Here is a 25,086-nt window from a genome sequence, read left to right on the forward strand (position 1 = left end):
TATATTTTTTAGATGATTTCTAAATGAGGTGAAGTCTTATAAATCATGAAATTTATAGCATTTTATAAAAGATAATTCATAAGACTGAAGAATTTGCACTGCCACATCTTATATTCAAAATTCAAATAGATTTGTGTAGGCGATGCCACACGATAGAACCACCTTGTATGATTTAACAATACAAAAACGCAGGTTAATTTATATAGTAGTCATGACATGGATTGATATTCACTGCTCATTTTTTCATTAACGCAAGGTTTAACAAATCACCATACATTCAAGTGACTAAAATAATAATTTTTTATCAGTAGACTTCTTTCATAAGTCCTTTTTAAATCAACATAAAAGCCCCTTCATCCTAGCCTTCTCCCAAAGAGGAGAAGGAACTTTCAATACCAATATAATTCACTCCATATGATCATTTTTCGATCTATTAAAGATATTTAGTGATTTACCGATCTCGATGCAATATATATCCATTCGGTTATGAATTCTCATCGAAAGATGATTGGACTTTGGCATCTATTCATTCAAAAAATACCTTCAGGCTAAACAGATAAATCACTGTTTATAAATGATCACCAGAGGATTGGTGTATTAGGATCTGTATAAAAGGGACGATGATGAATACAAATAAAAATAGTTCACAGAACGTAAATCAGGCTGGATCCACCATCGCACAAGCTGTCGAGGATCATGCATTGGTCAGTGTGCCCATGGCAGAGCGTCAGAGTGGGTTTAAACTGGCGATGAGTCCAATGGGCGTTGCAACAGCGCTGGTCATTTTTGCCGTTGGTGGATTTACAGTATTACTTTCAGGCTTTTGGATTGGGCTACTGGCAGGATTTATCGCAACCATTGTTGGTTATAGCATGGGTTATTACCTTGGAAAGATGACTTTTCAAACGGGTATGTCGAGTACGGTCACATCACGGTTTTTCGGTTTTGGTGTCAAAGGTTCATCACTGGGGGCAGCTATTTTTGCCTTTATGATTCTGGGCTTTCTGGCATTGGAAAGTGCCTTATTGTATGAAGGAACGCTGCTGATGTTCAACTTGCAAGATACCATACTGGTGAAAATATCCTTGTATGGAGTGTTGACCCTTGCATGGATTTTGTTGGCGATATTTGGTTTGCAACTTGCGTTAAGAGTTTCAAAATACATGATCGTGATTACACTGGTGGTCACGTTCTATATGATTTATCACCTTTATGCTGTGCGCGGTATGGACCCGATGCTGGTTTTTAATTCTACGGGTTCAGTTGCTGGTGGGTTCTGGCCAAAACTCAGCACGGCACTGGTTCTGATGGGGGCAACTGCAGGTACAATTGCACTGGTCACAATCGATTTTGCTAGATATTGCCGTAATACTCAGGATGTTAAAGTTTTGGCGATGGCTGGGCCGATTATGCAAAACCTGATTATGATTGTATTGGGTGGGTTGGTGGTGATTGGTGGCATACCCGAAGTGGCTGAATATCTGATGCATCGTCAAGCGGGTCTGTCACCACAACAGGCGTCTGAAGCCGCTGCTGGTTTTGCCATGACCAATACCGGTGCATTTTTTGTGGTGCTTGCGGGCTGGGTTGGATTTGTCACCATTTATGCTGCACAGGCCAAAGCACAAGCGATCAATGCTTATTCGGGTTCACTTGCATTGGTTAATCTGTTGGATGCGTTGACTGGCAAAAAACCGGGGCGCGCCTTTATGGTGGTGCTTGGTAATATTTTTGCTTTGATGATGATCGGGGCTGGGATTCTAGGTCAGTTTGTCGCTTGGCTCTCTTATCTGGGTTGTATGACCATGGGCTTGTGTGGCGTGATGCTTATTGACTATTACTATGTGAGGAAAGGGCAGTTTTCATTGCAGACGGCAAAGGTTGAAAGCTGCAATTGGGCAGGGGTAATTACCTTGATTATTGCTTCGGGTATTGGGATCGCGTTGATCGCAAGCAAAATGTTTGAACTGGGTTTCTTTGTGACATTGGGCTTAACTTTCTTGTTGTATCCTATACTTAGAAAATTGATGCCAGAAGGAACAGCAACCCATTTTGTCGAGGCTGATGTTGCACTGGATGCAGCGGATTGACACTCAAATTTTGTGCTTTTGAATCCTAGCTGGTTATCCTACCGTGTGGCGACATGGATGTCGCCGTTGGGCGGGGGTATAGGACGTACCCCTCGCTCAACATGAGCAAAAACAAAGCACTGCTTTGTTTGCAGCGCAAGGTTTGGCATCCCCTACGAAAAGTTAGGCATCGCCTACGCAAAGGTATTTAAACTTTGAAGGTAAGGTGTGGCATTGCAAGCTTTTTTTATAATCAAACAATTTATTTTCCATGCAATTGATCTAATTAAAAATATTGATTAAGTGAAATTATATTCTTGGGTCTGAGTTTTTTGACAGGTTGGACTATACAAGATTTATTATTAACTTAAACCCAGTTAAAGGCTGTATTTTAAAACTGGTGTTTTGCATTGCTTACATTCATTGTATTTCAAGTCGCTCAGCTACTTTCTCAAAGTAAGTGATCTATAGTCGTCGTGGTGTAAGTGGAGATTTTCGAATATTGAGCCAAAAATTTTATTCAACTAACGGGTATTCGCACTCAAAAGCCATGTTGTTATGAACGTGGCTTTTTTAATGCTTAAGCAATTTTTATTCATAATAAAAAGGTTATATATGTGAACTAAATACATGATTGGACGCATATAAATAACCTTGTTAACCTCATTTTATGCTTAAAGATTAAGCAATTATAAATAAAGTGAATATAAGGATATGGGACATGAATAGTAAATTAGATACTGAAAGTGTTGCAGTGAACAAGGACTATATTCCATTTACAGGACAGGAGTATTTAGACAGTCTCAATGATGGGCGTGAAGTATGGATTTATGGTGAGCGGGTAGAAAATATTACCGAGCATCCTGCATTTCGTAATTCAGCACGAATGATTGCCAGAATGTATGATGCCTTACATGCACCTGAAACCAAGGATATTTTAACCACACCGACAGAATGGGGTGGTTTTACTCATCGTTTTTTTCGTGTTGCCCATAATGTTGAAGAGCAAGTGGCTGCACGTGATGCGATTGCGGCATGGCAACGTATTTCATGGGGATGGATGGGGAGGTCGCCTGATTATAAAGGCTGTTTTATTGGAACACTGGGGGTAAATGCAGATTTTTATAAAGGTTTTGAAGAAAACGCACGTCGTTGGTATCGAAAAGCACAAGAAAAAACTTGGTTTATTAACCATGCATTGATGAACCCACCTGTTGACCGTGGTCTTGGCGCGGACGCAGGTAAAGATGTTTTTATTCGTGTCGTTAAGGAAGATGAGCAAGGCATTTATGTGTCTGGCGCTAAAGTTGTTGCCACAGGCTCGGCTTTAACCCATTTCACATTTATTGCACATGTCGGGCAAGTGATGTTTCAAGATCCAGCATTCGCCCCAGTATTTATCGTACCGACCAATGCACCTGGGGTGAAATTACTTTGCCGTACCTCAAATGAGTATCGTGCAGCAGTGCTTGGCAGTCCATTTGATTATCCACTGTCAAGCCGCCTTGATGAAAATGATGCCATTTTGGTATTGGATAATGTCTTTATCCCATGGGAAGACGTTTTTATTTATAACAATTTACAACAAGCAAATGCTTATAACACTGAAGCCGGTTATTTAGAGCGTGCCTCTTTACATGGCTGTACACGCTTTGCGGTCAAACTTGATTTTTTAGTCGGTACTTTAGCAAAAGCACTCGAAATTACAGGCGCAGACAAATTTCACGGTGTGATGTCTCAGATGGGCGAAGTGATTGCATGGCGCAATACCTTTTGGGCATTGTCAGATGCAATGGCGAAAAGTGCTGAAGCTTGGAATGGCATGATTCGTCCAGATCCACATCATGCAGGTGCTTATAGAGTCATCAGCCAATTGGCGATGCCAAAAATCAAAAATATCATTGAACAGATCGTGGCAAGTGGTTTGATTTATCTCAATTCCCATGCCGATGATTTTAAAAATCCCCACATTCAAGGTTATCTCGCCACCTATCTTCGTGGATCGAATGGTAAAGATGCGATTGAGCGTGTCAAAGTCATGAAAATGCTCTGGGATGCGATTGGTACTGAATTTGGCGCTCGGCATGAGCTCTATGAAATTAACTATCTTGGCAGTAATGATGTGACCCGCCAGACCAATCTGTTTGCGGCACAGTCTAGAGGGATGCTCGATTATTGTAAGGACTTTGCTCAAAAAGCCATGGATGAATATGACATTTATGGCTGGACCGTTCCCGACCTGATCAACCCTGATGATGTGAGTATTTTAAATAAAAATTAATTCAGCAGCATGCGTCAATAGAAGGACCAAGAAAATGACAGTTGCGAACTTACAGCGAACAACACTGGGTGAAATGGTGAAGATCATGCAAGCAAACCAGACCGATGTGGATTTTACACCACATGAATTTCGCAAGGCGATGGGGAAATTTGCAACAGGTGTGGTGGTGATTTCTTCTTGTCATGATGGACAAACCCATGCCATGACAGCAAATGCATTTATGTCAGGTTCATTGGAACCCGCCATGGTGCTGGTTTCAGTTGGCAATAGCGCAGCATCACATGAAAAAATCAGTTTGGGTGAGTATTTTGGTATCAGCATTTTGCATGAAGATCAGATAGAGGTCAGTAACCATTTTGCTGGGAAGCACGATGAAGATTTTAAGCCCGAATTTGAATATATCGCGGATTTTCCTGTGATCAAAAATGCTGCTGTTCAGGTGGTGACCAAACTGCAGTTTAGCTATCCATGCGGTGATCATACCTTATTTGTTGGACTGGTCACGCATTTACAGCAACAAGACGGGGTAAAACCACTGGTGTTTCACAGTGGGAAATACGCTCAGATTGCAGGCTAACAGGAAAAGGAATTGAAATATGGTGAAACCCATTGAAATTGCTCAGGTGACGTATGCCGCGCCAGATTTGGCGGTCATGGAAAAGTTTATGACGGATTTTGGTCTGAGCTGTGTCAATAAAACTGATGAGGTGTTGTATATGCGGGGCAGTGGCGAGCAACACCATATACATGTGACCTATCGTGCGGAAAAGCAGCATTTTATTGGTGCTTCAATTGAGGTGTCTTGTCTGCAAGATCTGACTGAACTGGCCAAACTTGAGGGGTCTTCAGCGGTACAGCTTTCATCTGAACTAGGCGGTGGCTATGAAGTGGTCATGCACATGCCAGACGGTTTTGAAATCAAAGCCATTTGGGGACGAGACAAACATGTTGATATCACAGAGCGTAAGGCTTTTGACTTAAACAATGCCACCTGTAAACCACGCTTGAATGAATCTATACGGGTAACGTGTAAACCTTGTCAGGCGATCAAACTTGGGCATTTTGTACTGCATGTCAGTCATCATGATGCATCGGTGCAATGGCTTGAGCAACGTTTTGATTTGCTTCCCTCAGATTACTTTGTCCCACCCGGTGAAGACGGGCCGATTGTGGGAACGTTCCTACGCTTTAACCAAGGTGCAGAAAAAGTAGATCATCACTCGATTTTGATTTTGCAGTCGGACTGGGTGGGTGTGCACCACTGTTCGTTTGAAGTGATTGATTTGGATGCGGTGATGACCGCACATGATTATCTTGTCACGCAGGGTTATCAACTGGATTGTGGGGTTGGACGGCATATGCTCGGTAGCCAGATTTTTGACTACTGGAAAGATCCCTTTGGTTTTAGGGTCGAGCACTATACCGATGGTGACATGCTTGATCAGCATGCACAGCCGATGAAATTCAACGGTACTGCAACCGAAACCACACAATGGGGCATGGCACCAGAACTGGAGTTTTTCCAGTAGGAGATCTTATGACATACGTATTAAAGGCTCCGACCCGTGAAAAACTGATGCGGGTGGGTACGGCGAATATTGCCAACGTTTTACTCAAACATGGTTTTAGTAACGTGATTATGCAGGGTATTTATCCCATAAGTACGACTCAGCAACAATTGGTGGGACCTGCTTATACCTTGCGCTTTATCCCTGCACGTGAAGATTTGAGCAGGATGAGCAATTACAGTCGTGATGACAATCTGCATCGCCGTGCCATTGAGGAATGTCCCGAAGGGGCTGTACTGGTCATGGATGCTTTTGGCTGTACTCGTGGCTCCAGTATGGGAGACATGATGGCAGCCCGACTTAAATATCGTGGTGTTGCTGGGGTAGTCACCGATGGTGGCTATCGTGATTCTCCCGCAATTTATGCAGTGGGTTTGCCTTGCTTTCAGAAACACAATGCACCACCAGCAACGCCGATAGCATTACATCCGATCTCTTTGAATGAACCGATTGGATGTGGTGGTGTTGCGATCTATCCCGGTGATGTTGTGGTGGGTGACGGGGATGGTGTGGTGGTCATTCCACAGGCATTGGTGGATCAGGTTGCGGATGCAGCACTGGATGCTTGCGAATATGAAGCTTTTGCTGCGATGCATATTCGACAGGGAAGATCCATTTTTGGGCTTTTTCCCGCCACAGCAGAAAGTCGCTTGGAATACAGCAGATGGAAAGCTGAGCAAAAACAGGAGCAACAAGAATGAATATCAATACAGGAACATTTAAAAGTTTGGAGGTGCTACTCAATACCACTGAACTCAATGATGATGAATGGATTAATTTTCCTGAGTATGGATTTCGTCAGTATTTCCTTTGGAAGAATGTAGACACTGGTGGCACGATTGCACTGCTTGAATTTCAAAAAGGTGGCTGTATCCCGATCAAGCATATCCATGCGTCCAATCAGTTTATGTTCTGCCTTGAAGGTGAATACGAATATATCGATGTGGGTTTTATACTGAAATCTGGCTGCTTTTATATGAACCCGAAAGACCATCCGCATGGCCCTACACTGGCACATCAGTTTAGTCGGCTGATCGAGATTTATGATGGTCCACATTATTACGAAAAGCCTGCATATCACACAGATGAAAGTATTGGTGATTTTGTAAAGAAAGAAAATCAAGAGAATAGGTTAAAACAATGATGAATATTGCACAAAAAAAATATGCAGAAGATGCACTGTTTGATACACAACAGGTGTTAAAAACTTTTGGTTTGGATCAACTGCATGCAGGTTCCTTTGGTGTAAAACAAGGTTGGTCTACGCTTGAAGGGCGTGAACTTATTTATGCAGTTTGTCCGGCTGATAATGAAACAGTGGGGCAAATTGCAGCATCTAACGCAGAAGATTATGAGGAAATTATACAGGCTGCAGTGGCATATCAGAAAACATGGCGCATGGTTCCAGCGCCGCGCCGTGGTGAATTGGTGCAACGTATTGGTCAGTTGGTACAGGAAAACATGCAGGCCTTGGCGGGTATCGTTGCGCTAGATACAGGTAAATCCGTGATGGAAGCCAAAGGTGAGCTCAAAGAAGTGGTCGAGATGGCAACCCTTGCGACAGGGCAGTCCCGCATGATGTATGGCTTTACCTTACAGTCGCAACGGGTGAAACACCGCATGTATGATCAATGGTTGCCATTGGGTGTGGTGGGGGTGATCAGTGCCTATAATTTCCCCGCAGCGGTTTGGGCGCAAAATGCTTTCCTCTCAGCCATTGGTGGCAATACGGTGATATGGAAACCCAGCCCTAAAGTTCCACTGACCGCAATTGCCTTACAGAAACTGGCCAATCAAGCCATGCTGGAAATGAATTTGGAAGGGGTTTTTTCTTTGTTTATTCCTGCGGATAGCGCTGTGGCTGAACTGATGATCCGTGATCGACGTATCAACATGGTGTCATTTACAGGTTCTACGGGTGTGGGTAAAAAAGTGGCAAGTATCGTAAGCGAGACATTGGGGCGTAAATATATGCTCGAATGTTCAGGCAATAATGGTTGTATTGTCGATGAAACTGCTGATTTACAACTTGCAGCGCGTGCCATTACTTTTGGGGCGATGGGAACCACAGGCCAGCGTTGTACCAGTACTCGTCGTCTGATTGTACACCGCAGTGTCATGCATGAACTGATTGAATTGCTTAAACAGGCGTTTGATCAGATCCGTATTGGTGACCCACGTGAACAAGAGACCATCATCGGTCCACTGATTGATGCAGCTGCGGTAGCGCAATATCAGGCAACGATTCAGCGTGCTCAGGAACTTGGTGCTAAAGTGGTTTATGGGGGGCAGCGCATTGACCGTCCGGGGCTTTATGTGGAGGCATGTTTGATTACGGATGTCGAACCAGAATGGGATTGTGTACAGCACGAAACTTTTGCACCGATTGTATTTGTGATGCCATATGACGACCTTGAACAAGCCATTGCTATTCATAATAACGTTGCGCAGGGGCTTGCTTCAGGTATTCACAGCTCAAACCTAAGCAATATCGAACTGTTCTTATCTGCAGCAGGAAGTGATTGCGGTATTGTTCGGGTCAATATGGGAACAACCGGGGCAGATGTTGGCGCGGCATTCGGTGGTGAAAAGGAAACGGGGGGTGGACGTACCGCAGGATCAGACTCATGGAAAGGTTATGTGCGTCGCCAGAGCGTATGCATTAACTGGAGTCGTGAAAGTGCTTGGGATTCACACATTCGTCTTTCATCAGGAAAAGTGGGCGAGGAATATTGAGTTAAAAAATATCGAGTTAGAAGTATTGAGTTAGAAATATTGAGTCAGGAATATAAGGAAAACAACATGTTAAAAGAAAGGATTATTTCTCCAACAGTCAAAGAACCCGCACCGGGCTTGTGGTCAAACTGCCTGAAAGTGGGCAATCAGGTATTTATCTCTGGAATGACTGCACGGCAGCCAGATGGTGAAACCGTGCTGGGTGATGAATATGAACAGTCGCAAGTGATTTTTCAGAAAATTAAGGATTTAATTGAAGCGGCTGGTGGCACGATGAACAATATTGTCAAAATGACCATCTTTGTCACCAATATTGCCAATAACACCGCCGTCTGGAAAGCACGTAAGGAATTCTTTGAAGGTGATTTTCCGGCTTGTACGCTTGTAGAAGTGCAGGCTTTAGCCAAAGCTGAAATCCTACTGGAAATTGAAGCAACTGCAATTCTGGGTTAATCCCTTGATTCGGGCAGTCTAACTGCCCGATGGTTTTATCTATTAAAAAATGAGGAATATCAGAATGTCAGTAGAAACACTTTTCCCAGTTAAAGCACCTGTCCTTATACCGATCGTCAATCAATCCAAAAAATTTCCAGTCAACCGTATCTTTTGTATGGGACGTAACTATATGGCGCATGCTGCGGAAATGGGGGTGAGTGTAGATAAATCGACGCAATCACCTTTTTATTTTTTAAAAGATGCGGCAACTTATGTTCCATCGGGCAGTGAGATTCCCTATCCACTGAAAACCCAAAATTATCACCATGAAATTGAACTGGTAATTGCAATTGGTCGCCCTGGGGTAAATATTCGCGCAGATCAAGCTTTTGATTATATATACGGTTATGCCTGTGGTCTGGATATGACACGCCGTGATGTACAGCTTATTGCACGTGATCAAGGAAAACCGTGGGATCTGGGTAAAAATTTTGATCAGTCCGCAGTGTTATCCGATATTGTTCCAGCGTCGGAGGTAAAAGTGGATGTAAATGCGGTAAATATTGAATTAAGGGTAAATGGTCAAACGACTCAGCGTTCAAATACCCAGCATTTGATCTGGAATATTGCTGAGATGATTGAAGATCTTTCCACTTATTATACGTTGCAAGCAGGAGATTTAATTTTTACGGGTACGCCAGAAGGTGTCGGGCCTGTAGTGGCGGGAGATCTGCTAGAAGGTTCTGTTGAGGGAGTCGCAGAGATTAAATTGCAAATTCGCTAAGATAAAAGAATCGTTAAGATAAAAATATAGTCAAATCACTTAATTATTTATACAAGTGATTTCTATCAAGTCATTAATCATAAATGAAGCTTATGTTTTTACATGAACTTTTAGAAACAGTTGGTCATCAATTCATTTTTAGTACTTTTGAATCCTAGATGGTGATCCTACTGTGTGGCGACATGGATGTCGCTGTTGGGCGGGGGTACAGGACGTACCCCTCGCCAAACAGAAGATTTTTGTCACTTTTCATCTCTGAAAAGTGAGGCATCGCCTACGCAAAGGTATTTAAACTTTGAATGTAAAGTGTGGCAATGCAAGCTTTTTATAATCAAATAATTTATTTCTTGCATATAATTGATTTAATTTAAAATATTAATTAATAGAAATTATATGTTTGTCTCTGAGTTTTTTGACAGGTTAACTATAGATTAAAACAATCAAGCCATCACCAATGGAATGACTTGATTATCGACTTAGAAAACGTAACGTGCTGCAATAAATGGAGCACTATGTAATGCATTTCTATAGGGATCTTTTCGGTTATCAATCTGATACTTGTTACGGAAATATTCATAACCGAAACCAAGTTTAAGGCCGTCTTTAGCGCCAACATCGTACATATAATTCATCTGAAAAAGGGTGGCCGGTTTGGCATCCTCGTTAAAATAGCCTGGACCCGTACTGCCAATAAAGTCGACAAAACCATCAACAAAGCCTTTGTCATGTAAGGGAAAACCAAAGTTGGCCCACAGTGCATAGGTTGGATCGAAATTGAACCGACCACCAGTGAAATTGTTGTTTACACTTTCATAGTACCAGTCTGCGCCGACTTCAAAATAACCTTTGGGAACATTGAAATCCATGCTTAAACCCGCACGAGCTTTAGTTGGGTTAGGTTCCATTGCTGAGTTTTTTAGCCCCTTATCTACCCTTAAAGTCAGGTTGATATCACGGATCAGTTTGTTTTCAATTTTATTGTCAAAAATTGAATTATAGGAAAAGTAACGACGATAGAACGCATAGTATTCAGTCGCGCCACCATCACCATTTGCTTTAGGGTCTTTGTCATTGGATAGAAAAATGTTAGCAACCAATACATTACGTCCATACTGATCACCACTTAAATGGGTGAAATTTAGAATGGTTTTGGATACCTGATCGGGGTTGGCAGGCTCTCGGTATTGATTACTCCATGAAACACTTGTCTGATTGCTTTGCCAGAACTCTGCATGGGTTGTTAAGCTGAAACAGCTTAGGGTCACGCCATATAAAATATGTTTGGCGATATTATGCTTTAAAGATTTAAAATACATAGATGCGTCCTTGATCTTTATATTCGAATTTTAATTTTGACTGAATCTATTTATGCGTCTATTTATATTTAAAGATTGATTTATAATAAAAGGGTTATGGATTTAATTGGATTGTGAATGGTAATTATATATAGTGGAATTTATCTAAAATAAATGGATTTTATATTGGGGGTGATATTATGGCGAAGATTGATCATTATTTACGTTCAAACCTGAAATTAAGACATTTACAATTATTGGTGACACTGGATGAAATGCGACATATTGGAAAGGTCGCAAATTATTTAAATGTTACTCAGCCTGCAATTTCAAAAACGTTGGCAGACTTTGAAGAAGGGTTAAATATCAAACTCTTTGATCGCACCACAAGAGGAATGTTACCCACAGAAGCAGGTGTATGTTTGGTGAAATATGCTAAAAAAATTCTAAATGAAATCGCTTCTGCACGAGATGATCTGGTGGCAATCAGTGAAGGGCGGGCTACCCGTATTGCCATAGGGTTGTTGCCCGCAGTTTCACTGTCCATTCTTCCAAATTTTATCGCAAGAGTGGAAAATGAAATGGTTTCCACAAGTATTAACGCACGAGAGGGCAGCTCAGACGTCTTAATTTCATTGCTTCGTACAGGTGAGTTAGATGTGATGATCGGAAATCTGGCCGCAAAGCCACTGGGCATAGAATTTAGAACCAAGCATTTGTATAAAGATCCGATTGTGGTAGTGGTGAAAAAAGGGCATCCACTGGTGACCAAGCAGGATCTCACTTGGACAGATCTGTCAGAATTCCCAATGGTACTTCCACCTGAATTTGCCACCACTCGAATTGTGATCGAAGAATTCTTACTGTGTCATCAAGTCAATTTATCCAAACGTTATGTGGAGTCTTTATCCACACTGACCAATATCGGGGTGCTTTTGGCAACAGAGTCGATTGGTTTTTTATCTTTTCAACTTGCCGATTATTTTAAAAAAGCCAATCTTGTGGATATTTTACCTTTGACGATGAAAAATATTTATATTGATATAGGTTTAGTTTGGTATACGGAAAGAACATTAACTCCATCGCAATTGAATATTATTTCAATGCTTGAAGATACGGTTTGTATCAGTAACTTAAAATAATAAAAACGCTCTATTTAATGGATTAATTTAAATTATAATTCACATTATTTTTTAGTGTTTAATCACCCTATTATTCCAGAAAATATTTTCTTGATGATGACCTATTTAGATTCAGCACAAAATAATAGGATGGCGTACAAGTTTCTTCAGCATCATCAGATTAAAATTTTACCTGACTGCTTTTTTATAACTTACTTTCGCGCAATCAGCACATCAACTGAGGCAACAGGAAATTGCACATTCTCTATGGTTTCAATGTGCTGACAACCCAGTTGTTTTAAGCTGCGATAAATATCGTCCTTTTGTGGAACGTAATTGCCTTGCATACGCATATTGAGATAATAGCTTTGAATACCTGCATCATATTGAGATGGGTCAATTTCGGCATGACAACAAATCAATACACCATTGGGTGATAGAGCTGTAAGCAGTCTTTGTAAAATTAAAGCATAGTCATCAACAAAATGTAGTACAGATGAGCACCAAATAATGTCGTATTGAGGTTGAGGTTTTAAAGTTTGAAAGTCCAGAGTTTGCAAGTCCGCAGCTAAACAATGTAAGCGTTGGTGTGCTGGATGGTTTGCTAAAGTAGGTCGAATTGCCTCGATGACATGCGGAAGTTCTAAAAGGGTACATTCAAGTTGAGTAAACTTTTCAGCCAAATGCATCGCAACCCGTCCAGCGCCAGCACCGACATCAAGAAAATGCCTTGCTGTTTTAAATTCACGGACTACGTCAGAAAGCACATCTGCAATGTGAACTGTAACAGCGTTTTGTTCTTGGGCAATTTGTATTTGAGCCGCTTGTGCCCATGCAGATCCGATTGTTTCTGGTGTTCGAGATTGGGCTTGGAAATCACGAGAAAAAGACACAGAAAGTTGACCAGCAACAGACTGAGTCACTTGTTGGCGATATAACAACGCATCAGCACAATACTGATCTGATATCGGATCAAAGTAGTCTTTAAGTGCTGGTTTAATACGATAAAGCATAGCTTGTCTGGTTGGGTCAAACTGGGTGTCTAACAGTTGTAAACTGGCCAAGAGCTGTAATAGATAATCGGTATTTTGCGGATGCAAAGCATGTTTCTTTGCTAGGACTGTGGCATCTTCAAATTGAAATAATGATGCAAAGAGCTTTTTTTCAATTGAAAAATCTAAGGCTTGTGCCTGTATTTGTGACAGGTAAATTTGCCAAATGAAATGTAAAGGATGAGGTTGAGTCAGTATGTGTACGGCTTGATTTAGAGAAAGATTCATTAAAAGCACCTTTTAAAATTACATAGGGAATGCCGAGAACATTCAGTCTAGACATTCGATCCAAAGATACGATATGATGACAGAATAAATGAGAATGATTATTATTTATTATATGCGGATTATAGAAAATAGTATGCGGAATGAAGTTTTCAGCTAGATGGAGTGTTGAGTGATGACACAATTACATCATCGTGTGCGGGTTGATGTAGCGCGTTCGGTTCAAGAGATCTCTTCACGGCAACACCGTATTGGCTTGCCTGAAGATTTTGGTCATTGCTATGCAGACACTTTGCAGATTGAAACTGGCTTGCTACTTAACCAATTACACTATTGTCCTCAATATGCATTAGAAGAAGAAACCCAAGCAACACACCCAAACCCCGTGATGGTATTGACTGTTGGATTACAAGGGTGCTCAAAATATCAGAGTAAGAATGCAGAGCAGCTCAGTTTTAAAGCGGACCATATCAGTATCAACACTTTTCCATCCATTGAAGGAATACGTCACTATCAAAAACAACAGACGGTTTCTCAACTTCGCTTGATTATGACTTCGGAATTTTTGAGTAAATATCTAAGCTCACAACAGCTCAAGGCATTATTTCTCCCAAACCATATCAACCCAATCGCTTTTCAGCCTGTTTCAAGGACCAGTAAAGTCCATGCTTGCGCATTGGCACATTCACTGGTACAGCGCGACAACCAACCACAACATAGCTTACAACAACATATTCATGCACTGAGTTTGTTATCAGAACAGTTGCCGTTCATTGCGCCTGATGAATCAGCAGTCTCATCTGCAAACTTAAGTATGCAGGATGTGCAAAATTTGGAAAAAGCCAAAGCTTTAATGATCAATCAATTAGATCAAGCATTGACGATGCAGTATATCGCCGGTGTGATCGGTATGAATGTATATAAATTCAAAGCCTGTTTTATCAAGCTGTATGGGGTCAATCCGACTGAATATTTATTGCAATTGAGGATGCAACAAGCCCACAGCCTCCTTGAGTCAGGTTTGCACGTGGCTCAAGTGGCGTGGCAGGTGGGCTATCAATATCCCAATAATTTTACAGTTGCGTTTACTCGTTTTTATGGAAAATCACCCAAAGCATTATTTGCAAAAAATAAATCTAAATGACATGAGGAATGCGTAATGAAAAAAATATCGCTTAACTTGCAAGATGAGATTGCAGACACGCTACTGATTACCTTATATGCCAAATCCGTTGAAACGCAGAAAAAAAATCCCTTAATCAATGATCAAACAGCCTGTGAGTTGGTGGAAAAAATTGATTATGATTTTTCAAAATATAAAAACAAGAAGGCCACGTCGGTTGGTGTTGCATTGCGTTCAACACATTTTGATCAGAAGGTTAAAGACTTTATTCAGCTTCATCATTATCTTAATCATCAGCCGATTATTGTATTTGTAGGCTGTGGTTTAGATAGCCGTATACAACGTATCGGTAACAGTGCTGAACATGCTGAGTTTTATCAATTGGATATTGCTGAAGTCATTGAGCAACGTCAGCAACTGATATCCGCGCATAAAAATGAACACTTTATTGCAAGTTCAATGTTATCGACCACGTGGATGGATCAATTAAAAGAAACGCATCCCAATGGTCATTTTATGTTTGTGATCGAAGGGGTATTGATGTACTTCAATCAAGCCCAAAATCAACAGGTGTTAACTGCTTTAGCCGAGCGGTTTTCAGGTGCTGAAATTCATTTTGACATGCTCAATGCTTGGATGAGTACTAAGTCTGCTTTACACGATACTGTAAGTAAAACCAAAGCCACATTTAAGTTTGGTTTGGATGATGAAAAAGACATTGAAACATGGCATCCCAAACTTAAGCATGTGCGGACCTATTTGTTTAATCAATTTAAAGGTTGGCATCGAATGGGATTGATGCTCACGACACTAATGTCAATTGTGCCAAAACTCAAAACTTCTTCACGTATTGTCATATTTAAAATTAGCTAGCTTTCTTTTTAAATGTTACTCGATTAAGCCATAGATCAAATTTAAAAGTATCAGCGTTCTATAAAAATGGATTTGTATGATTATAAAGCTTGCAATGCCTCACTTTACATTTAAAGTTTAAATAGATTTGTGTAGGCAATGCCTCACTTTTCGTAGGGGATGCCAAACCTTGCGCTGCAAACAAAGCAGTGCTTTATTTTTGCTCATATACCTCCGCTCAACGACGACATCCATGTCGCCACACGATAGAACCACCATGTATGATTAAACAATACAAACAAAACCGCAGATTAATTTATATGTATTAGAGGTTGATTAACTGTTCATTTCTAGGCAACGCAAGCTCTGTTTATTTGAATCATTTTTCTTGGCTGTGCGTCTGTTAAATCGTCCACTAGCTCCAAAACACTTGGGCGCAAGACATAAGCCTCAAGTCTGTAGGCCACAGTCTTCCTATTGAAATAAAATACTGATTAAAACCAGCGTGAGTAACAGGATATAACCTCGCTCATGCATTTGATTAGATAATTTTCCGGTCCATTGTATTGCCAATTTCATGCCGAAAAAGCCCCCTATAATTAACGCAATCAAAGCAGGGTAGTAAAAATAACCAATAAAATGCGTACCTAAATGTTGTGGTTGAATGATTTGCCCAATGATCAAGGTGATACAACCTGCAATCGCAACCGGCATACTCAAAGGATTGGCAAGGGCAACGGCTGAAGACATATCCAAACCACAGCGCCGGAACAGCGGAACAGTCATTACACTGCCTCCAACACCCAATGCTGATGCAATCCCGCCGATAAAGATGCCGCCTAGGCCTTGTTCTGTTTTGGTGAGTAATCTTACGGCTTGAGGATTTGAGTGGGGCTGTTTAAATTGACGAAGCACACAATCAAAAATTGTTATACACAAATAGAGTGCAAAAGCCCATTTTAACAGGTGTGATGAAATATTTAGGGCGAGTAGAGTGCCTAAAATTGCGCCAGCAGCAATCCAATATGCGATTGGGAAGAGGTATTGTTTGTATATTTTTCGCTGTTTATATTGCTGATAAGTTGCCAATCCAGAGTTGATCACCATCAACAATAATGAGGTGGCAACTGCACTTTTAAAAGCTAAATCATAGGCGGTAGAATGAATTGGATATTGCATACGAATTGTCGAATAAACCAAAGGAACAACAACAAAGCCACCGGCAAAACCAAATAATATGGTGAGTATGCCACTGATAAATCCTGCAACCAATAAAATAAGATAAAGTTCCATACACAGAGATCTTTGAAAATAAATACCAGTTTAAGGATTTCTCGATCGATAAAATTTGTTATATTCCGCATTTAATTACTCAAATCAGACAGGGATATGAAACAAATCTCGATTCATAGTGTTGAGCATTTAAAACATAAAATGATTGCGATAGAAACGCAGTACGCTGAGTATTATGTGTTAAAGATGCACAGCCATAAACGAGCACAATTACTCTATGCAGCTCAGGGTGTGATGCATGTAGAAACACCACAAGGAAACTGGATCATTCCTCCTGAAAGGGCGGTTTGGATTCCACCGCAAGTTCCGCATCAACTGACTTTATTCAATGTTAAAACCTGTAGTTTGTATATCCTTCCTGAAGATGTCCCTAGGCAGATTGAATGTTGCGAAGTGCTGTCAATTTCACCTTTGCTTCGACAATTACTTTTAAAAGCACCAGCGTTAAATGAACCGCTTTCAAGACATGATGAGCTGATTCAAGAATTGATTTTAACTGAGCTGGCTATTTCTGAAAAAATTGAACTGCATTTACCTTTGCCGGAAAATAAAGCCATTTTAGAAATTTGCCAAAAGTTCTTAAAGCAGCCCAATATTCATTTATCACCCGAAGAAATTTCGACACAACTTTATATCAGCGAGCGGCATTTTAGTCGGCTGTTTAAAAGTGAAGTTGGGATGTCTTTTTCAAAATGGCGACAACATGCTTGTGTATTGTTAAGTCTGGAAAAATTAATTCAAAACCAGCCGATACAGCACATTGCTTATGATTTTGGCTTTAAAAATCCTGCTGCATTCACCACCATGTTTCATCGCGTTTTGGGTTTAAGCCCGACTCAATATATGAGTCATCTGCAAAATAAAACATCCAAATAAAATACATTATTGTTTTTGACCAATCGTTATAAAAAATAAGCCTAACTTATCAGTGATGTGATTGATACAGTCGAATTATTAGAAAAAGCATGTTTTATTTAAAGGGTTATTCCTTTCATACATAGGTCACTAAAAGGAAAGCGTAAAAAAATAGTGATAAATATAAATGAAAATGATTATAATTAAGCTTCAAGTTTTTAGGTCATTGTTTAATGCAGTTTAATAAATCCTCCCTCGCATTTTCAGTTTTTGCCATCATGTTATCCACCGCTCATGCTGAGTCAGAATCAGATATAACGCAAAATGCTGTAAGCAATAAATTGCCAACGATTATCGTACAAGCAGACAGTGATAAAAAAGCTTATGCAGCAAAAACAGCAAGTGCGGTATTGCGATCTAAAGCGCCTTTATTTGAAACAGCTCAGTCGATTAGTGCGATCACCAATCAGCAAATTGAACAAAAGCAAGCAAAAACAGTAGCAGAAGCCTTAGAAGGTGTAGCAGGCGTGACCTCTGGTCAATATGGACGAAGAGGCTGGGATGACTTTATTATTCGTGGACAAATATCCAGTTCACAAACTTATATTGATGGGTTACGTATCCAAGCATCGGATAATGTTTTACGAGCGGAAGATATTTCAGGCTTAGAGTCTATTGAAGTGGTCAAAGGTCCCACCTCAGTTGGTTTCGGTTTGGCGCTGCCAGGCGGTTTAGTCAATTTAACCACCAAACGCCCACAAGCAGAAACCGCTTACAAAGGCACATTAAGTTATGGAAGCTATGGTTTAAAAGAAGGTACATTTGACCTAAATTATGCCCCTGATAATCGTGCAAAAGGCGCTTTTCGTATTGTAGGACGGGTCTCTGATCAAGATGACCCGACTGACCATGTTTATTTTAAAAATCAATATATTGCTCCATCTTACAATTTTGATTTAGGCGATAAAGATGATTTATCCGTCATTGCCAGCTATCAACACCGTGAATACATCCGTCAACAGGGCATTCCTTATAGCAAAGGCGATTATAAAAAATACCCTTCAAGCCTATTCTTTGGTGAACCTGATCATGGTTATGACGTCGATGTTTATCGTCTTGGTGCAAATTATGCGCACTACTTTGATAATGCTTGGGTGTTTAAACAAAACTTTGCGGTTACCAAAACTGATACCCAAGGCAATCCGATATTGGCATCAGGTAACAGTCCTCTACCAGACATTAAACGTTCTGTAAATAATCAAGATAAGCAAGATACCAACTATACTTTGGACAGCAACCTGCAACGTAATTTTGATTTTGGAAAGATCAACTACGACGTGATGGTCGGTGTCGATATGATGCGAGAGCGTAGTGATTACTATCGTAGAAACGATACCATCAACTCTTTTAATGCTAACCATCCAGTCTATGGAATCACCAGTACCAAACTGGGCGCGCCAACACAGCAATTGACCTATAGCCAATTTACGGGTCTTTATCTACGCAATACAATTAAAGTAGATGATCACTGGATTATTGGATTGTCTGGTCGACACGATTGGACTCAGGTTGAAATTGACGATGTATTAAAAAATAGCAACAGCAAAAACTCTGACAATGCATTTACGGGCAGTGGATCGGTGATGTACCGTATCAATGATATGTTTGCACCATATATCAGTTATTCAACCTCATTTATGCCTGTAACAGATGCTGGCGAAGATGGTCAATTGTTGAATCCTGAAGAGGGTAAACAGGCCGAAGTCGGGGTTAAGTTACAAGCACTGGATCAGCGTCTACAAGGCTATATTGCCTATTATGATCTGACCCGTAAAAATGTGACTGAAACAGATATCTCTCAGAAATTCTCAATCCAAACAGGTGAACAAGTCACCAAAGGTTTTGAAGCAGAAATTGCAGCGGCATTAACTGATCAATGGAATGCAACAGCAACCTATAGCTATATCCCAACAGCAAAAGTCACTGAAAGTGTGATTGCCAGTGATATTGGCAAACGGACCAATCATGTACCTAAAAATGCCAGTTCATTATCCACCCAGTACTATTTTAGCCCAGATAAATTAGGTTGGAATATTGGCGCAGGGATTCGTTATCAAGGTTCTCGAACAGCGCAACGTAATACAGATTTTGTCTACTTACCAAGTTATGCCTTATTTGATGTAAATGCGGGTTATGAAGCCAAGAATTGGGGTGCGGGTTTAACGATTAAAAACTTATTTGATAGAGAGTATCTGGCAGGCACCACACCAAATGCACAATTGGTCAATTGGGGAGATCCTATGATGGTTCGTCTGAATGTGAAATTTAAATATTAACAGTAGCTTAGTTTAGATACTGTTTTCACTATTTGAATTGAGTAGTAATACATAAGTTTTATGGGTATTGGAAACAATACCCATTTTTTTCAAGATCAAAATACTTAGAACGAGACATACTTAGATTTATTAGAATAATGGCTAATCGAGTGAAAACCTTAAGATATTCAATTTAGAACAACACTATGTCTAATTTCTACCATCGTAATAAAAACAATTGCTCCTATTGAGAAGTGATTAAAAAGCTTAAATTAAGATGCAGTGAATGATGTCGATTATGCAGAGATCTGCTTGAAAAGCATTTTATGATTACAGCAATTCGTTTTAAAACATTCTATAATTCAGGCCTATTTATTTTGCTGTATTTATCTAAATTTTTTTATGTCTCAGCTTTCCCAATACTTTGCTCAAAACCAATTTTGTTGTTTGGTGGAATATTTGCCTTCAAAGCAAGAGATGCTGCCTGTAGCAACACAGCTGGCGGGCTTTCCTGTATGTATGACTTTGTCAGATCGAGTACGTTCAGATGATGATATTGCACCATTAATCGCCGCACAATCTTATCCGCAGCAGATTGAAAAAGTAGTGCACTATGCAGGTAAAGGTCGAGATATACATGATTTCAATCTGTTTTTAACGCAAGCCAAACAACATGGACAACAAAATTTATTGTTACTGACTGGCGATAAGTTAAAACAACATCATGATGGGCGAGGTAGTCATGCTCGAACACGCTATTTAGAATCGGTGAATGCGGTCATCGCTGCCAAACAACAAGGTGGTTTTCATATTGGCGTTGCCTTGAATCCGTTTAAATATAGTCAAGCAGAAAAACAAGCACAGTATTTAAAATTACATAAAAAACTACAAGCAGGTGCTGATTATATTATTACCCAATTGGGCTTTGACCTCGTTGCACTTAAACAAGCACATGAGTTTTTAATTGAAGAAAACTATACACAAAAAATTCTTGCTTGTGTGATGCCGCTGACTTTAGCACGAGCGAAATTTATGCTGAAACATAACGTTGCAGGTATTGTGATTACACCACATATGCTTGAAGTGTTGGCTCAAGAACATGATTCTGATCAAACTGAAAATACTTATTTACGTTGTGCTTTACAAATTTTGATTTGTCAGCATATTGGTTATGCTGGTGTGCATCTTTCTGCGTGCCATAAAGCCGATGAGCAAGCGATTTTAACGGGTTATATTGAACAGTATCGACATCTTGATCTCAAACAATGTCAACAATTATGGGCTCAATTATGGCAGCTTAAAACTGGCAATGAATTACGTCCAGCTGTTGTAGAAAAGTCTAAGCTGCGTAATTTGCAACAGAAAGTGAAATATCAATTTTTAGATACCATTCACAGTACCATGTTTAATTCCAGTTTGGTCAAAGGGCTGGGTGCTTATATTTTTAGTGCGAATTTTTGGAATAAAGCCCTTGCAGCAAAATTACTGTTACAAGCGGAATATTTGAGTAAGCACTTTATTGTCGGGTGTGAGAGCTGTGGTCAGTGTCGGCTGGCTGAAACCTTATATATTTGCCCTGAAACTTGCCCTAAAGGTCTGGCAAATGGTCCATGCGGTGGCACACATTTAGACCGTTGTGAGTTTGGGGATCGAGAGTGTATACACTCTGTCAAAGCTCGATTGGCTGAAGAGGTCGATCAAATTCAGGTATTAAAAAAGCAGCTGATTCCAACTGTACCGATAGAAGTACGTGGAACCAGCTCTTGGAAAAACTGGTATGTGAAGCAATGATAAGGGGAGGTGTCTGGATAAATTAATTTTCCTCATCCATCACGTTGGTATAAAACTTTTCACCTAATTTGATCCGGTCACGACCGTTTTTCATACGCCAGCGATTGGTATCTCGCAGTGAATAAACACAGCCACAGTATTCTTGTTGGTAAAATTCTTCACGTTTGCTGATTTCGATCATACGATGTGCACCGCCGCTTTTGCGCCAGTTATAATCCCAATATTCAATTTGTGGGTAATGTGCGGCAGCTCGAATTCCACAGCCGTTAATTTGTTGCATATCTTTCCAACGCGATATGCCCAATGAACTGCTGATTAAACTAAATCCATGTTCGTGTGCGTAGAGTGCGGTTCTCTCAAAACGCATATCAAAACACATGGTACAGCGGATGCCTTTTTCAGGCTCATTTTCCATACCTTTGGCACGTTCAAACCAATTGTCTGTATCGTAGTCACAGTCAATAAATGGAATATTATGCTTCTCAGCAAAGCGAATATTTTCTTCTTTGCGAATTAAATATTCTTTGACTGGATGAATATTTGGATTATAGAAAAAAATTGAAAAGTCGATGCCTGATTCAATTAAGGTTTCCATGACTTCACCTGAGCACGGCGCGCAACATGAATGCAGCAACAATTTGTCGTGGCCTTGGGGGAGTGTGAGCTTTTGGCGTTCCAGAGTCATGCTAAACAATATAAAAAATGAATAATCTTCTATTGTAAAAGTTTTAAAGTCTTGTGGTGTTTGAATTCACTGAAATGTTTTCAGTCTATGCTGAAAGTTTTTAAGGATGATATTTTAAATCGCCAGATTTAGTTCATTCAATAATGGAGTGATTTAATTGTATGGATGAGTAAGAGCATCTTCAATGTTTTGCTTATTATTTAAAAATGAATAAAAATAACAAATTTTAAATTTAAGTGAAAATAATTAAACATAAACGCCATCAATCCGTTATGCTATAGCCAGATCACCTTTAACATATTAATTTGGTAATGACGGAATGTTAGAACTTCGACATCTAAAAACACTCACTGCTTTACGTGAACATGGTTCATTGGTTGCAGCAGCAGGAGATTTGTGTTTAACACCTTCTGCTTTATCACACCAGCTTCGAGAGTTAGATCAATGGTTTGGTGTCGAAGTGGTGAATCGTCGCTCACGTCCAGTGAGTTTTTCTAATGTTGGTCAACGATTACTGAAACTTGCTGATGATATTTTGCCACAAGTGCAAATTGCCCAGTCTGATATTACCCGAATTGTACATGGGCAAACGGGACGAATCGTTTTCTCTTCTGAATGCCACAGTTGTTTTGATTGGCTTATGCCATTGCTAAACCAGTATCGTCAACAATACCCAGATGTAGATTTAGATTTTGCCTCAGGATTTGAAGCCAATCCGCATGAGTTATTACAAACTGGTGAGTTTGATCTGTTAATTACAGCAGATCCAATTGCGCTAAAAGGGGTAGAGTATTTTCCAATTTTTGAATATGAATCGCGATTGGTGCTCTCAATCACGCATCCTTTAGCACGAATGAAAGAAATTACGGTGCAAGAGTTGGCGGAAGAAACTTTGGTGACCTATCCAGTGGATAAACATCGACTGGATATCATGTCGAGATTATTTATTCCTGCCAATATTCAGCCAAAACATATTCGCACCACAGACTTAACTCAAATGTTGATTCAACTTGTGGCAAGTGGTCATGGTATCGCAGCACTGCCTGATTGGGTGGTCAATGAATATGAGCAAAAGGGCTGGGTGGTTTCTCGCCGTTTAGATTGTGTCGCGCCTGAAGGTTTACGTCGAACCTTATATGCAGGTTATCGTGTAGAAGAAAAAGAAAAAGATTATTTTGATGGCTTTCTCAAGCAATTGGATAAATTCTCGAAAAAAAGAGCAACGTATTACTAAAATGTATTATTAATGAGTCATCGTGTAGTACCTACTTGCTAAGTACGATGAATCATTTTAGCACGCGCTGACTCAGGCTGGTTTTGGCCTGAATCAGTGCGTGTTTCTTATAGTGTGTTTCCGCTATATTCCTGAATTATCTTCTTAAGCAGAATATGAGCAAAAACAAAGCTTGGCTTTGTTTGCAGCGCAAGGTTTGGCATGCCCTACGCCAACCTATCGACGAACTTAAATATTTTTGCGCTGTGTTGTTTCTTCGACACGTTTCTTTTAGAAAAGGATTTTATTAGAGATGACTTTCAATTAGAGATCGTTTTATTTAGAACGGATTTTTATTTGGCGCATCGCCATTTTTTAGCTCATTAATAACTCATTTTTGCTTTCTATGTCCTGAAATGCACTCTTATCGCACAAAATTAGTATTACTAAAGCCTAAAAACGTAATACTCAATTGGCACATCCTTTGCATCAAATAAAATTATAAAAAGTGATCTAGGGTTCCGATACTTGTCTAAAAGAGTATGTCTGGACCGAGAGTTCGCGGTTCGAAAGAACTACACGGAGGGATAAAAGCCCGGGAGGAAGTCAATAAACTATCCGAACAGGAGTGGCTATGCATACGACAAATTATCATGATCAACAGGTCATTTGGTCTGAAAAGTTACCCGGTGGACATCACTGGTCAGGTCGCATTCCCAAAGGAAGCGTACTACGATTTAAAGCGTTATCTGCCGATGCCAATGTCTCTTTATTTTGTGTGAATGCCCATGACAGACTTGAGCGTTTTAATATGCCAGATAGTTTAAAAGGGCAACATACTGCTTTTTTAACTCAAGGTCATGTGTTGTATTCCGATTTGGGGCGGGTTATGGCCTCAATTATTCATGATGATCATGGCTGGAATGACGCTTTGTGTGGTCCAAGTCGTCCAGAACAAATCCAAGCTACTTTTGGAATAAAGACATTCCAAGATGCCCGAAATCAAATGATTCAAAATGGTCTAGATGGTTTGCTGATTGAAATGAGCAAATATTCACTTGGGCAAATCGACCTCAGCGCAACAGTGAATTTATTTTCAAAAGTGACCCCAGATGATGCGGGTGCATTGTCTTATATTGGCTCAGACAATACTGGGCAAATCATTGAACTGCGTTTTGAAATGGATTGTTTTGTATTCTTATCGGCTGCACCGCATGGCTTAGATCATTCAGCGCAATATGCCCCCGCTGATATAGAAATGGGTCTTTTTACCGCATTGCCCTTAACGGAAAACGATATTTGTCGAGACTCATGTCCGCAAAATCAACGTGCATTTGACAATAACCAGCGTTATTACGCGCTGAGTTCATCTCACAACACACGCATTTAAGGA

The 25,086-nt window shown here is 40.2% G+C and carries 21 protein-coding genes and 1 riboswitch; of the genes, 17 read left to right on the forward strand and 4 right to left on the reverse strand.

The features are described from left to right. Nucleotides 1-623 precede the first annotated feature (623 nt). The 9 genes from PYV58_RS07045 (at nt 624) to PYV58_RS07085 (ending at nt 9,873) form a co-directional block, all read left to right on the forward strand. Entirely contained in the window at nt 624-2,090 is a 1,467-nt protein-coding gene (locus PYV58_RS07045; protein WP_034618313.1) for a hypothetical protein, read from the forward strand. Nucleotides 2,091-2,790: 700 nt separating this feature from the next. Continuing rightward, nucleotides 2,791-4,350 carry a 4-hydroxyphenylacetate 3-hydroxylase N-terminal domain-containing protein gene (locus tag PYV58_RS07050; protein WP_034611845.1) on the forward strand — a complete coding sequence of 520 codons (1,560 nt, stop codon included), beginning with the start codon at nt 2,791-2,793 and terminating at the stop codon, nt 4,348-4,350. A gap of 34 nt (nt 4,351-4,384) precedes the next feature. After that, nucleotides 4,385-4,927, forward strand: a complete 543-nt coding sequence (locus tag PYV58_RS07055; RefSeq protein WP_051670991.1) for a flavin reductase family protein — start codon at nt 4,385-4,387, stop codon at nt 4,925-4,927. Between the two features lie 19 nt (nt 4,928-4,946). Continuing rightward, nucleotides 4,947-5,879, forward strand: a complete 933-nt coding sequence (locus tag PYV58_RS07060; protein ID WP_034611849.1) for a VOC family protein — start codon at nt 4,947-4,949, stop codon at nt 5,877-5,879. A gap of 8 nt (nt 5,880-5,887) precedes the next feature. Next, nucleotides 5,888-6,619 (forward strand): dimethylmenaquinone methyltransferase, encoded by a 732-nt coding sequence (locus PYV58_RS07065; RefSeq protein WP_034611853.1) that lies wholly within the window; start codon nt 5,888-5,890, stop codon nt 6,617-6,619. Next, a complete protein-coding gene (locus PYV58_RS07070) occupies nt 6,616-7,062 on the forward strand; it encodes a cupin domain-containing protein (RefSeq protein ID WP_034611855.1) in 447 nt (148 codons plus the stop codon). Before PYV58_RS07065 ends, PYV58_RS07070 begins: the two co-directional genes overlap by 4 nt. Then, nucleotides 7,059-8,654, forward strand: coding sequence for an aldehyde dehydrogenase family protein (locus tag PYV58_RS07075; protein WP_051670994.1), 1,596 nt, complete (start codon nt 7,059-7,061; stop codon nt 8,652-8,654). Before PYV58_RS07070 ends, PYV58_RS07075 begins: the two co-directional genes overlap by 4 nt. 66 nt (nt 8,655-8,720) lie before the next feature. Continuing rightward, the gene (locus PYV58_RS07080) at nt 8,721-9,107 is read left to right on the forward strand and encodes a RidA family protein (RefSeq protein ID WP_034611859.1); all 387 of its coding nucleotides are present in this window, start codon (nt 8,721-8,723) and stop codon (nt 9,105-9,107) included. Between the two features lie 64 nt (nt 9,108-9,171). Further along, nucleotides 9,172-9,873 carry a fumarylacetoacetate hydrolase family protein gene (locus tag PYV58_RS07085; RefSeq protein ID WP_034611863.1) on the forward strand — a complete coding sequence of 234 codons (702 nt, stop codon included), beginning with the start codon at nt 9,172-9,174 and terminating at the stop codon, nt 9,871-9,873. 476 nt (nt 9,874-10,349) lie between these two features. Here the strand turns inward: PYV58_RS07085 and PYV58_RS07090 are convergent, their stop codons facing one another. Continuing rightward, nucleotides 10,350-11,189 (reverse strand): hypothetical protein, encoded by an 840-nt coding sequence (locus PYV58_RS07090; protein WP_034618323.1) that lies wholly within the window; start codon nt 11,187-11,189, stop codon nt 10,350-10,352. A gap of 179 nt (nt 11,190-11,368) precedes the next feature. Between PYV58_RS07090 and PYV58_RS07095 the strand changes: the two genes are divergently transcribed. Next, on the forward strand, nt 11,369-12,310 hold the full coding sequence (locus tag PYV58_RS07095; RefSeq protein WP_034618322.1) for a LysR substrate-binding domain-containing protein: 942 nt from the start codon (nt 11,369-11,371) through the stop codon (nt 12,308-12,310). Between the two features lie 191 nt (nt 12,311-12,501). On the opposite strand, the gene PYV58_RS07100 is transcribed toward PYV58_RS07095, so the two are convergent. After that, nucleotides 12,502-13,569 (reverse strand): class I SAM-dependent methyltransferase, encoded by a 1,068-nt coding sequence (locus PYV58_RS07100; RefSeq protein WP_034618321.1) that lies wholly within the window; start codon nt 13,567-13,569, stop codon nt 12,502-12,504. Nucleotides 13,570-13,741: 172 nt separating this feature from the next. On the opposite strand from PYV58_RS07100, the gene PYV58_RS07105 reads away from it, so the two are divergent. Further along, a complete protein-coding gene (locus PYV58_RS07105) occupies nt 13,742-14,710 on the forward strand; it encodes an AraC family transcriptional regulator (protein ID WP_034618320.1) in 969 nt (322 codons plus the stop codon). Nucleotides 14,711-14,725: 15 nt separating this feature from the next. Continuing rightward, the gene (locus PYV58_RS07110) at nt 14,726-15,562 is read left to right on the forward strand and encodes a class I SAM-dependent methyltransferase (protein ID WP_034618319.1); all 837 of its coding nucleotides are present in this window, start codon (nt 14,726-14,728) and stop codon (nt 15,560-15,562) included. 453 nt (nt 15,563-16,015) lie between these two features. On the opposite strand, the gene PYV58_RS07115 is transcribed toward PYV58_RS07110, so the two are convergent. Continuing rightward, nucleotides 16,016-16,834 (reverse strand): sulfite exporter TauE/SafE family protein, encoded by an 819-nt coding sequence (locus tag PYV58_RS07115; protein WP_034611843.1) that lies wholly within the window; start codon nt 16,832-16,834, stop codon nt 16,016-16,018. A gap of 96 nt (nt 16,835-16,930) precedes the next feature. Here PYV58_RS07115 and PYV58_RS07120 point away from each other — a divergent pair, with 96 nt between their 5' ends. From PYV58_RS07120 to PYV58_RS07130, 3 genes are all read left to right on the forward strand, one after another. After that, complete coding sequence (locus PYV58_RS07120) at nt 16,931-17,710, forward strand: helix-turn-helix transcriptional regulator (protein ID WP_034611840.1); 780 nt, start codon at nt 16,931-16,933, stop codon at nt 17,708-17,710. 212 nt (nt 17,711-17,922) lie between these two features. Further along, nucleotides 17,923-20,025: a TonB-dependent siderophore receptor gene (locus PYV58_RS07125; protein ID WP_034611838.1), complete on the forward strand. Its 2,103-nt coding sequence runs from the start codon at nt 17,923-17,925 to the stop codon at nt 20,023-20,025. A 381-nt stretch (nt 20,026-20,406) separates the two neighbouring features. Beyond that, the gene (locus PYV58_RS07130) at nt 20,407-21,795 is read left to right on the forward strand and encodes a methylenetetrahydrofolate reductase C-terminal domain-containing protein (protein ID WP_034611835.1); all 1,389 of its coding nucleotides are present in this window, start codon (nt 20,407-20,409) and stop codon (nt 21,793-21,795) included. Between the two features lie 22 nt (nt 21,796-21,817). Here PYV58_RS07130 and PYV58_RS07135 read toward each other — a convergent pair whose 3' ends face one another. Continuing rightward, nucleotides 21,818-22,480, reverse strand: coding sequence for an epoxyqueuosine reductase QueH (locus PYV58_RS07135; protein WP_081401524.1), 663 nt, complete (start codon nt 22,478-22,480; stop codon nt 21,818-21,820). Between the two features lie 319 nt (nt 22,481-22,799). Here PYV58_RS07135 and PYV58_RS07140 point away from each other — a divergent pair, with 319 nt between their 5' ends. Beyond that, nucleotides 22,800-23,714 (forward strand): LysR family transcriptional regulator, encoded by a 915-nt coding sequence (locus PYV58_RS07140; RefSeq protein ID WP_004724679.1) that lies wholly within the window; start codon nt 22,800-22,802, stop codon nt 23,712-23,714. 481 nt (nt 23,715-24,195) lie between these two features. Beyond that, nucleotides 24,196-24,297: riboswitch (guanidine-I (ykkC/yxkD leader) on the forward strand. 30 nt (nt 24,298-24,327) lie between these two features. After that, nucleotides 24,328-25,083: an urea amidolyase associated protein UAAP1 gene (locus PYV58_RS07145; protein WP_034611830.1), complete on the forward strand. Its 756-nt coding sequence runs from the start codon at nt 24,328-24,330 to the stop codon at nt 25,081-25,083. Nucleotides 25,084-25,086: the final 3 nt, after the last annotated feature.

The organism is Acinetobacter sp. TAC-1 (assembly GCF_029025845.1).
GTDB lineage: Bacteria > Pseudomonadota > Gammaproteobacteria > Pseudomonadales > Moraxellaceae > Acinetobacter > Acinetobacter guillouiae.

Bases quoted from the DNA above. Each gene is read 5' to 3' on its own strand.
- PYV58_RS07090 (WP_034618323.1), bottom strand. From the start codon at position 11,189: ATGTATTTTAAATCTTTAAAGCATAATATCGCCAAACATATTTTATAT.
- PYV58_RS07060 (WP_034611849.1), top strand. From the start codon at position 4,947: ATGGTGAAACCCATTGAAATTGCTCAGGTGACGTATGCCGCGCCAGAT.
- PYV58_RS07145 (WP_034611830.1), top strand. From the start codon at position 24,328: ATGCATACGACAAATTATCATGATCAACAGGTCATTTGGTCTGAAAAG.
- PYV58_RS07070 (WP_034611855.1), top strand. From the start codon at position 6,616: ATGAATATCAATACAGGAACATTTAAAAGTTTGGAGGTGCTACTCAAT.
- PYV58_RS07135 (WP_081401524.1), bottom strand. From the start codon at position 22,480: ATGACTCTGGAACGCCAAAAGCTCACACTCCCCCAAGGCCACGACAAA.
- PYV58_RS07095 (WP_034618322.1), top strand. From the start codon at position 11,369: ATGGCGAAGATTGATCATTATTTACGTTCAAACCTGAAATTAAGACAT.
- PYV58_RS07105 (WP_034618320.1), top strand. From the start codon at position 13,742: ATGACACAATTACATCATCGTGTGCGGGTTGATGTAGCGCGTTCGGTT.
- PYV58_RS07075 (WP_051670994.1), top strand. From the start codon at position 7,059: ATGATGAATATTGCACAAAAAAAATATGCAGAAGATGCACTGTTTGAT.
- PYV58_RS07050 (WP_034611845.1), top strand. From the start codon at position 2,791: ATGAATAGTAAATTAGATACTGAAAGTGTTGCAGTGAACAAGGACTAT.
- PYV58_RS07085 (WP_034611863.1), top strand. From the start codon at position 9,172: ATGTCAGTAGAAACACTTTTCCCAGTTAAAGCACCTGTCCTTATACCG.
- PYV58_RS07120 (WP_034611840.1), top strand. From the start codon at position 16,931: ATGAAACAAATCTCGATTCATAGTGTTGAGCATTTAAAACATAAAATG.
- PYV58_RS07080 (WP_034611859.1), top strand. From the start codon at position 8,721: ATGTTAAAAGAAAGGATTATTTCTCCAACAGTCAAAGAACCCGCACCG.
- PYV58_RS07055 (WP_051670991.1), top strand. From the start codon at position 4,385: ATGACAGTTGCGAACTTACAGCGAACAACACTGGGTGAAATGGTGAAG.
- PYV58_RS07115 (WP_034611843.1), bottom strand. From the start codon at position 16,834: ATGGAACTTTATCTTATTTTATTGGTTGCAGGATTTATCAGTGGCATA.
- PYV58_RS07140 (WP_004724679.1), top strand. From the start codon at position 22,800: ATGTTAGAACTTCGACATCTAAAAACACTCACTGCTTTACGTGAACAT.
- PYV58_RS07045 (WP_034618313.1), top strand. From the start codon at position 624: ATGAATACAAATAAAAATAGTTCACAGAACGTAAATCAGGCTGGATCC.
- PYV58_RS07130 (WP_034611835.1), top strand. From the start codon at position 20,407: ATGTCTCAGCTTTCCCAATACTTTGCTCAAAACCAATTTTGTTGTTTG.
- PYV58_RS07125 (WP_034611838.1), top strand. From the start codon at position 17,923: ATGCAGTTTAATAAATCCTCCCTCGCATTTTCAGTTTTTGCCATCATG.
- PYV58_RS07100 (WP_034618321.1), bottom strand. From the start codon at position 13,569: ATGAATCTTTCTCTAAATCAAGCCGTACACATACTGACTCAACCTCAT.
- PYV58_RS07110 (WP_034618319.1), top strand. From the start codon at position 14,726: ATGAAAAAAATATCGCTTAACTTGCAAGATGAGATTGCAGACACGCTA.
- PYV58_RS07065 (WP_034611853.1), top strand. From the start codon at position 5,888: ATGACATACGTATTAAAGGCTCCGACCCGTGAAAAACTGATGCGGGTG.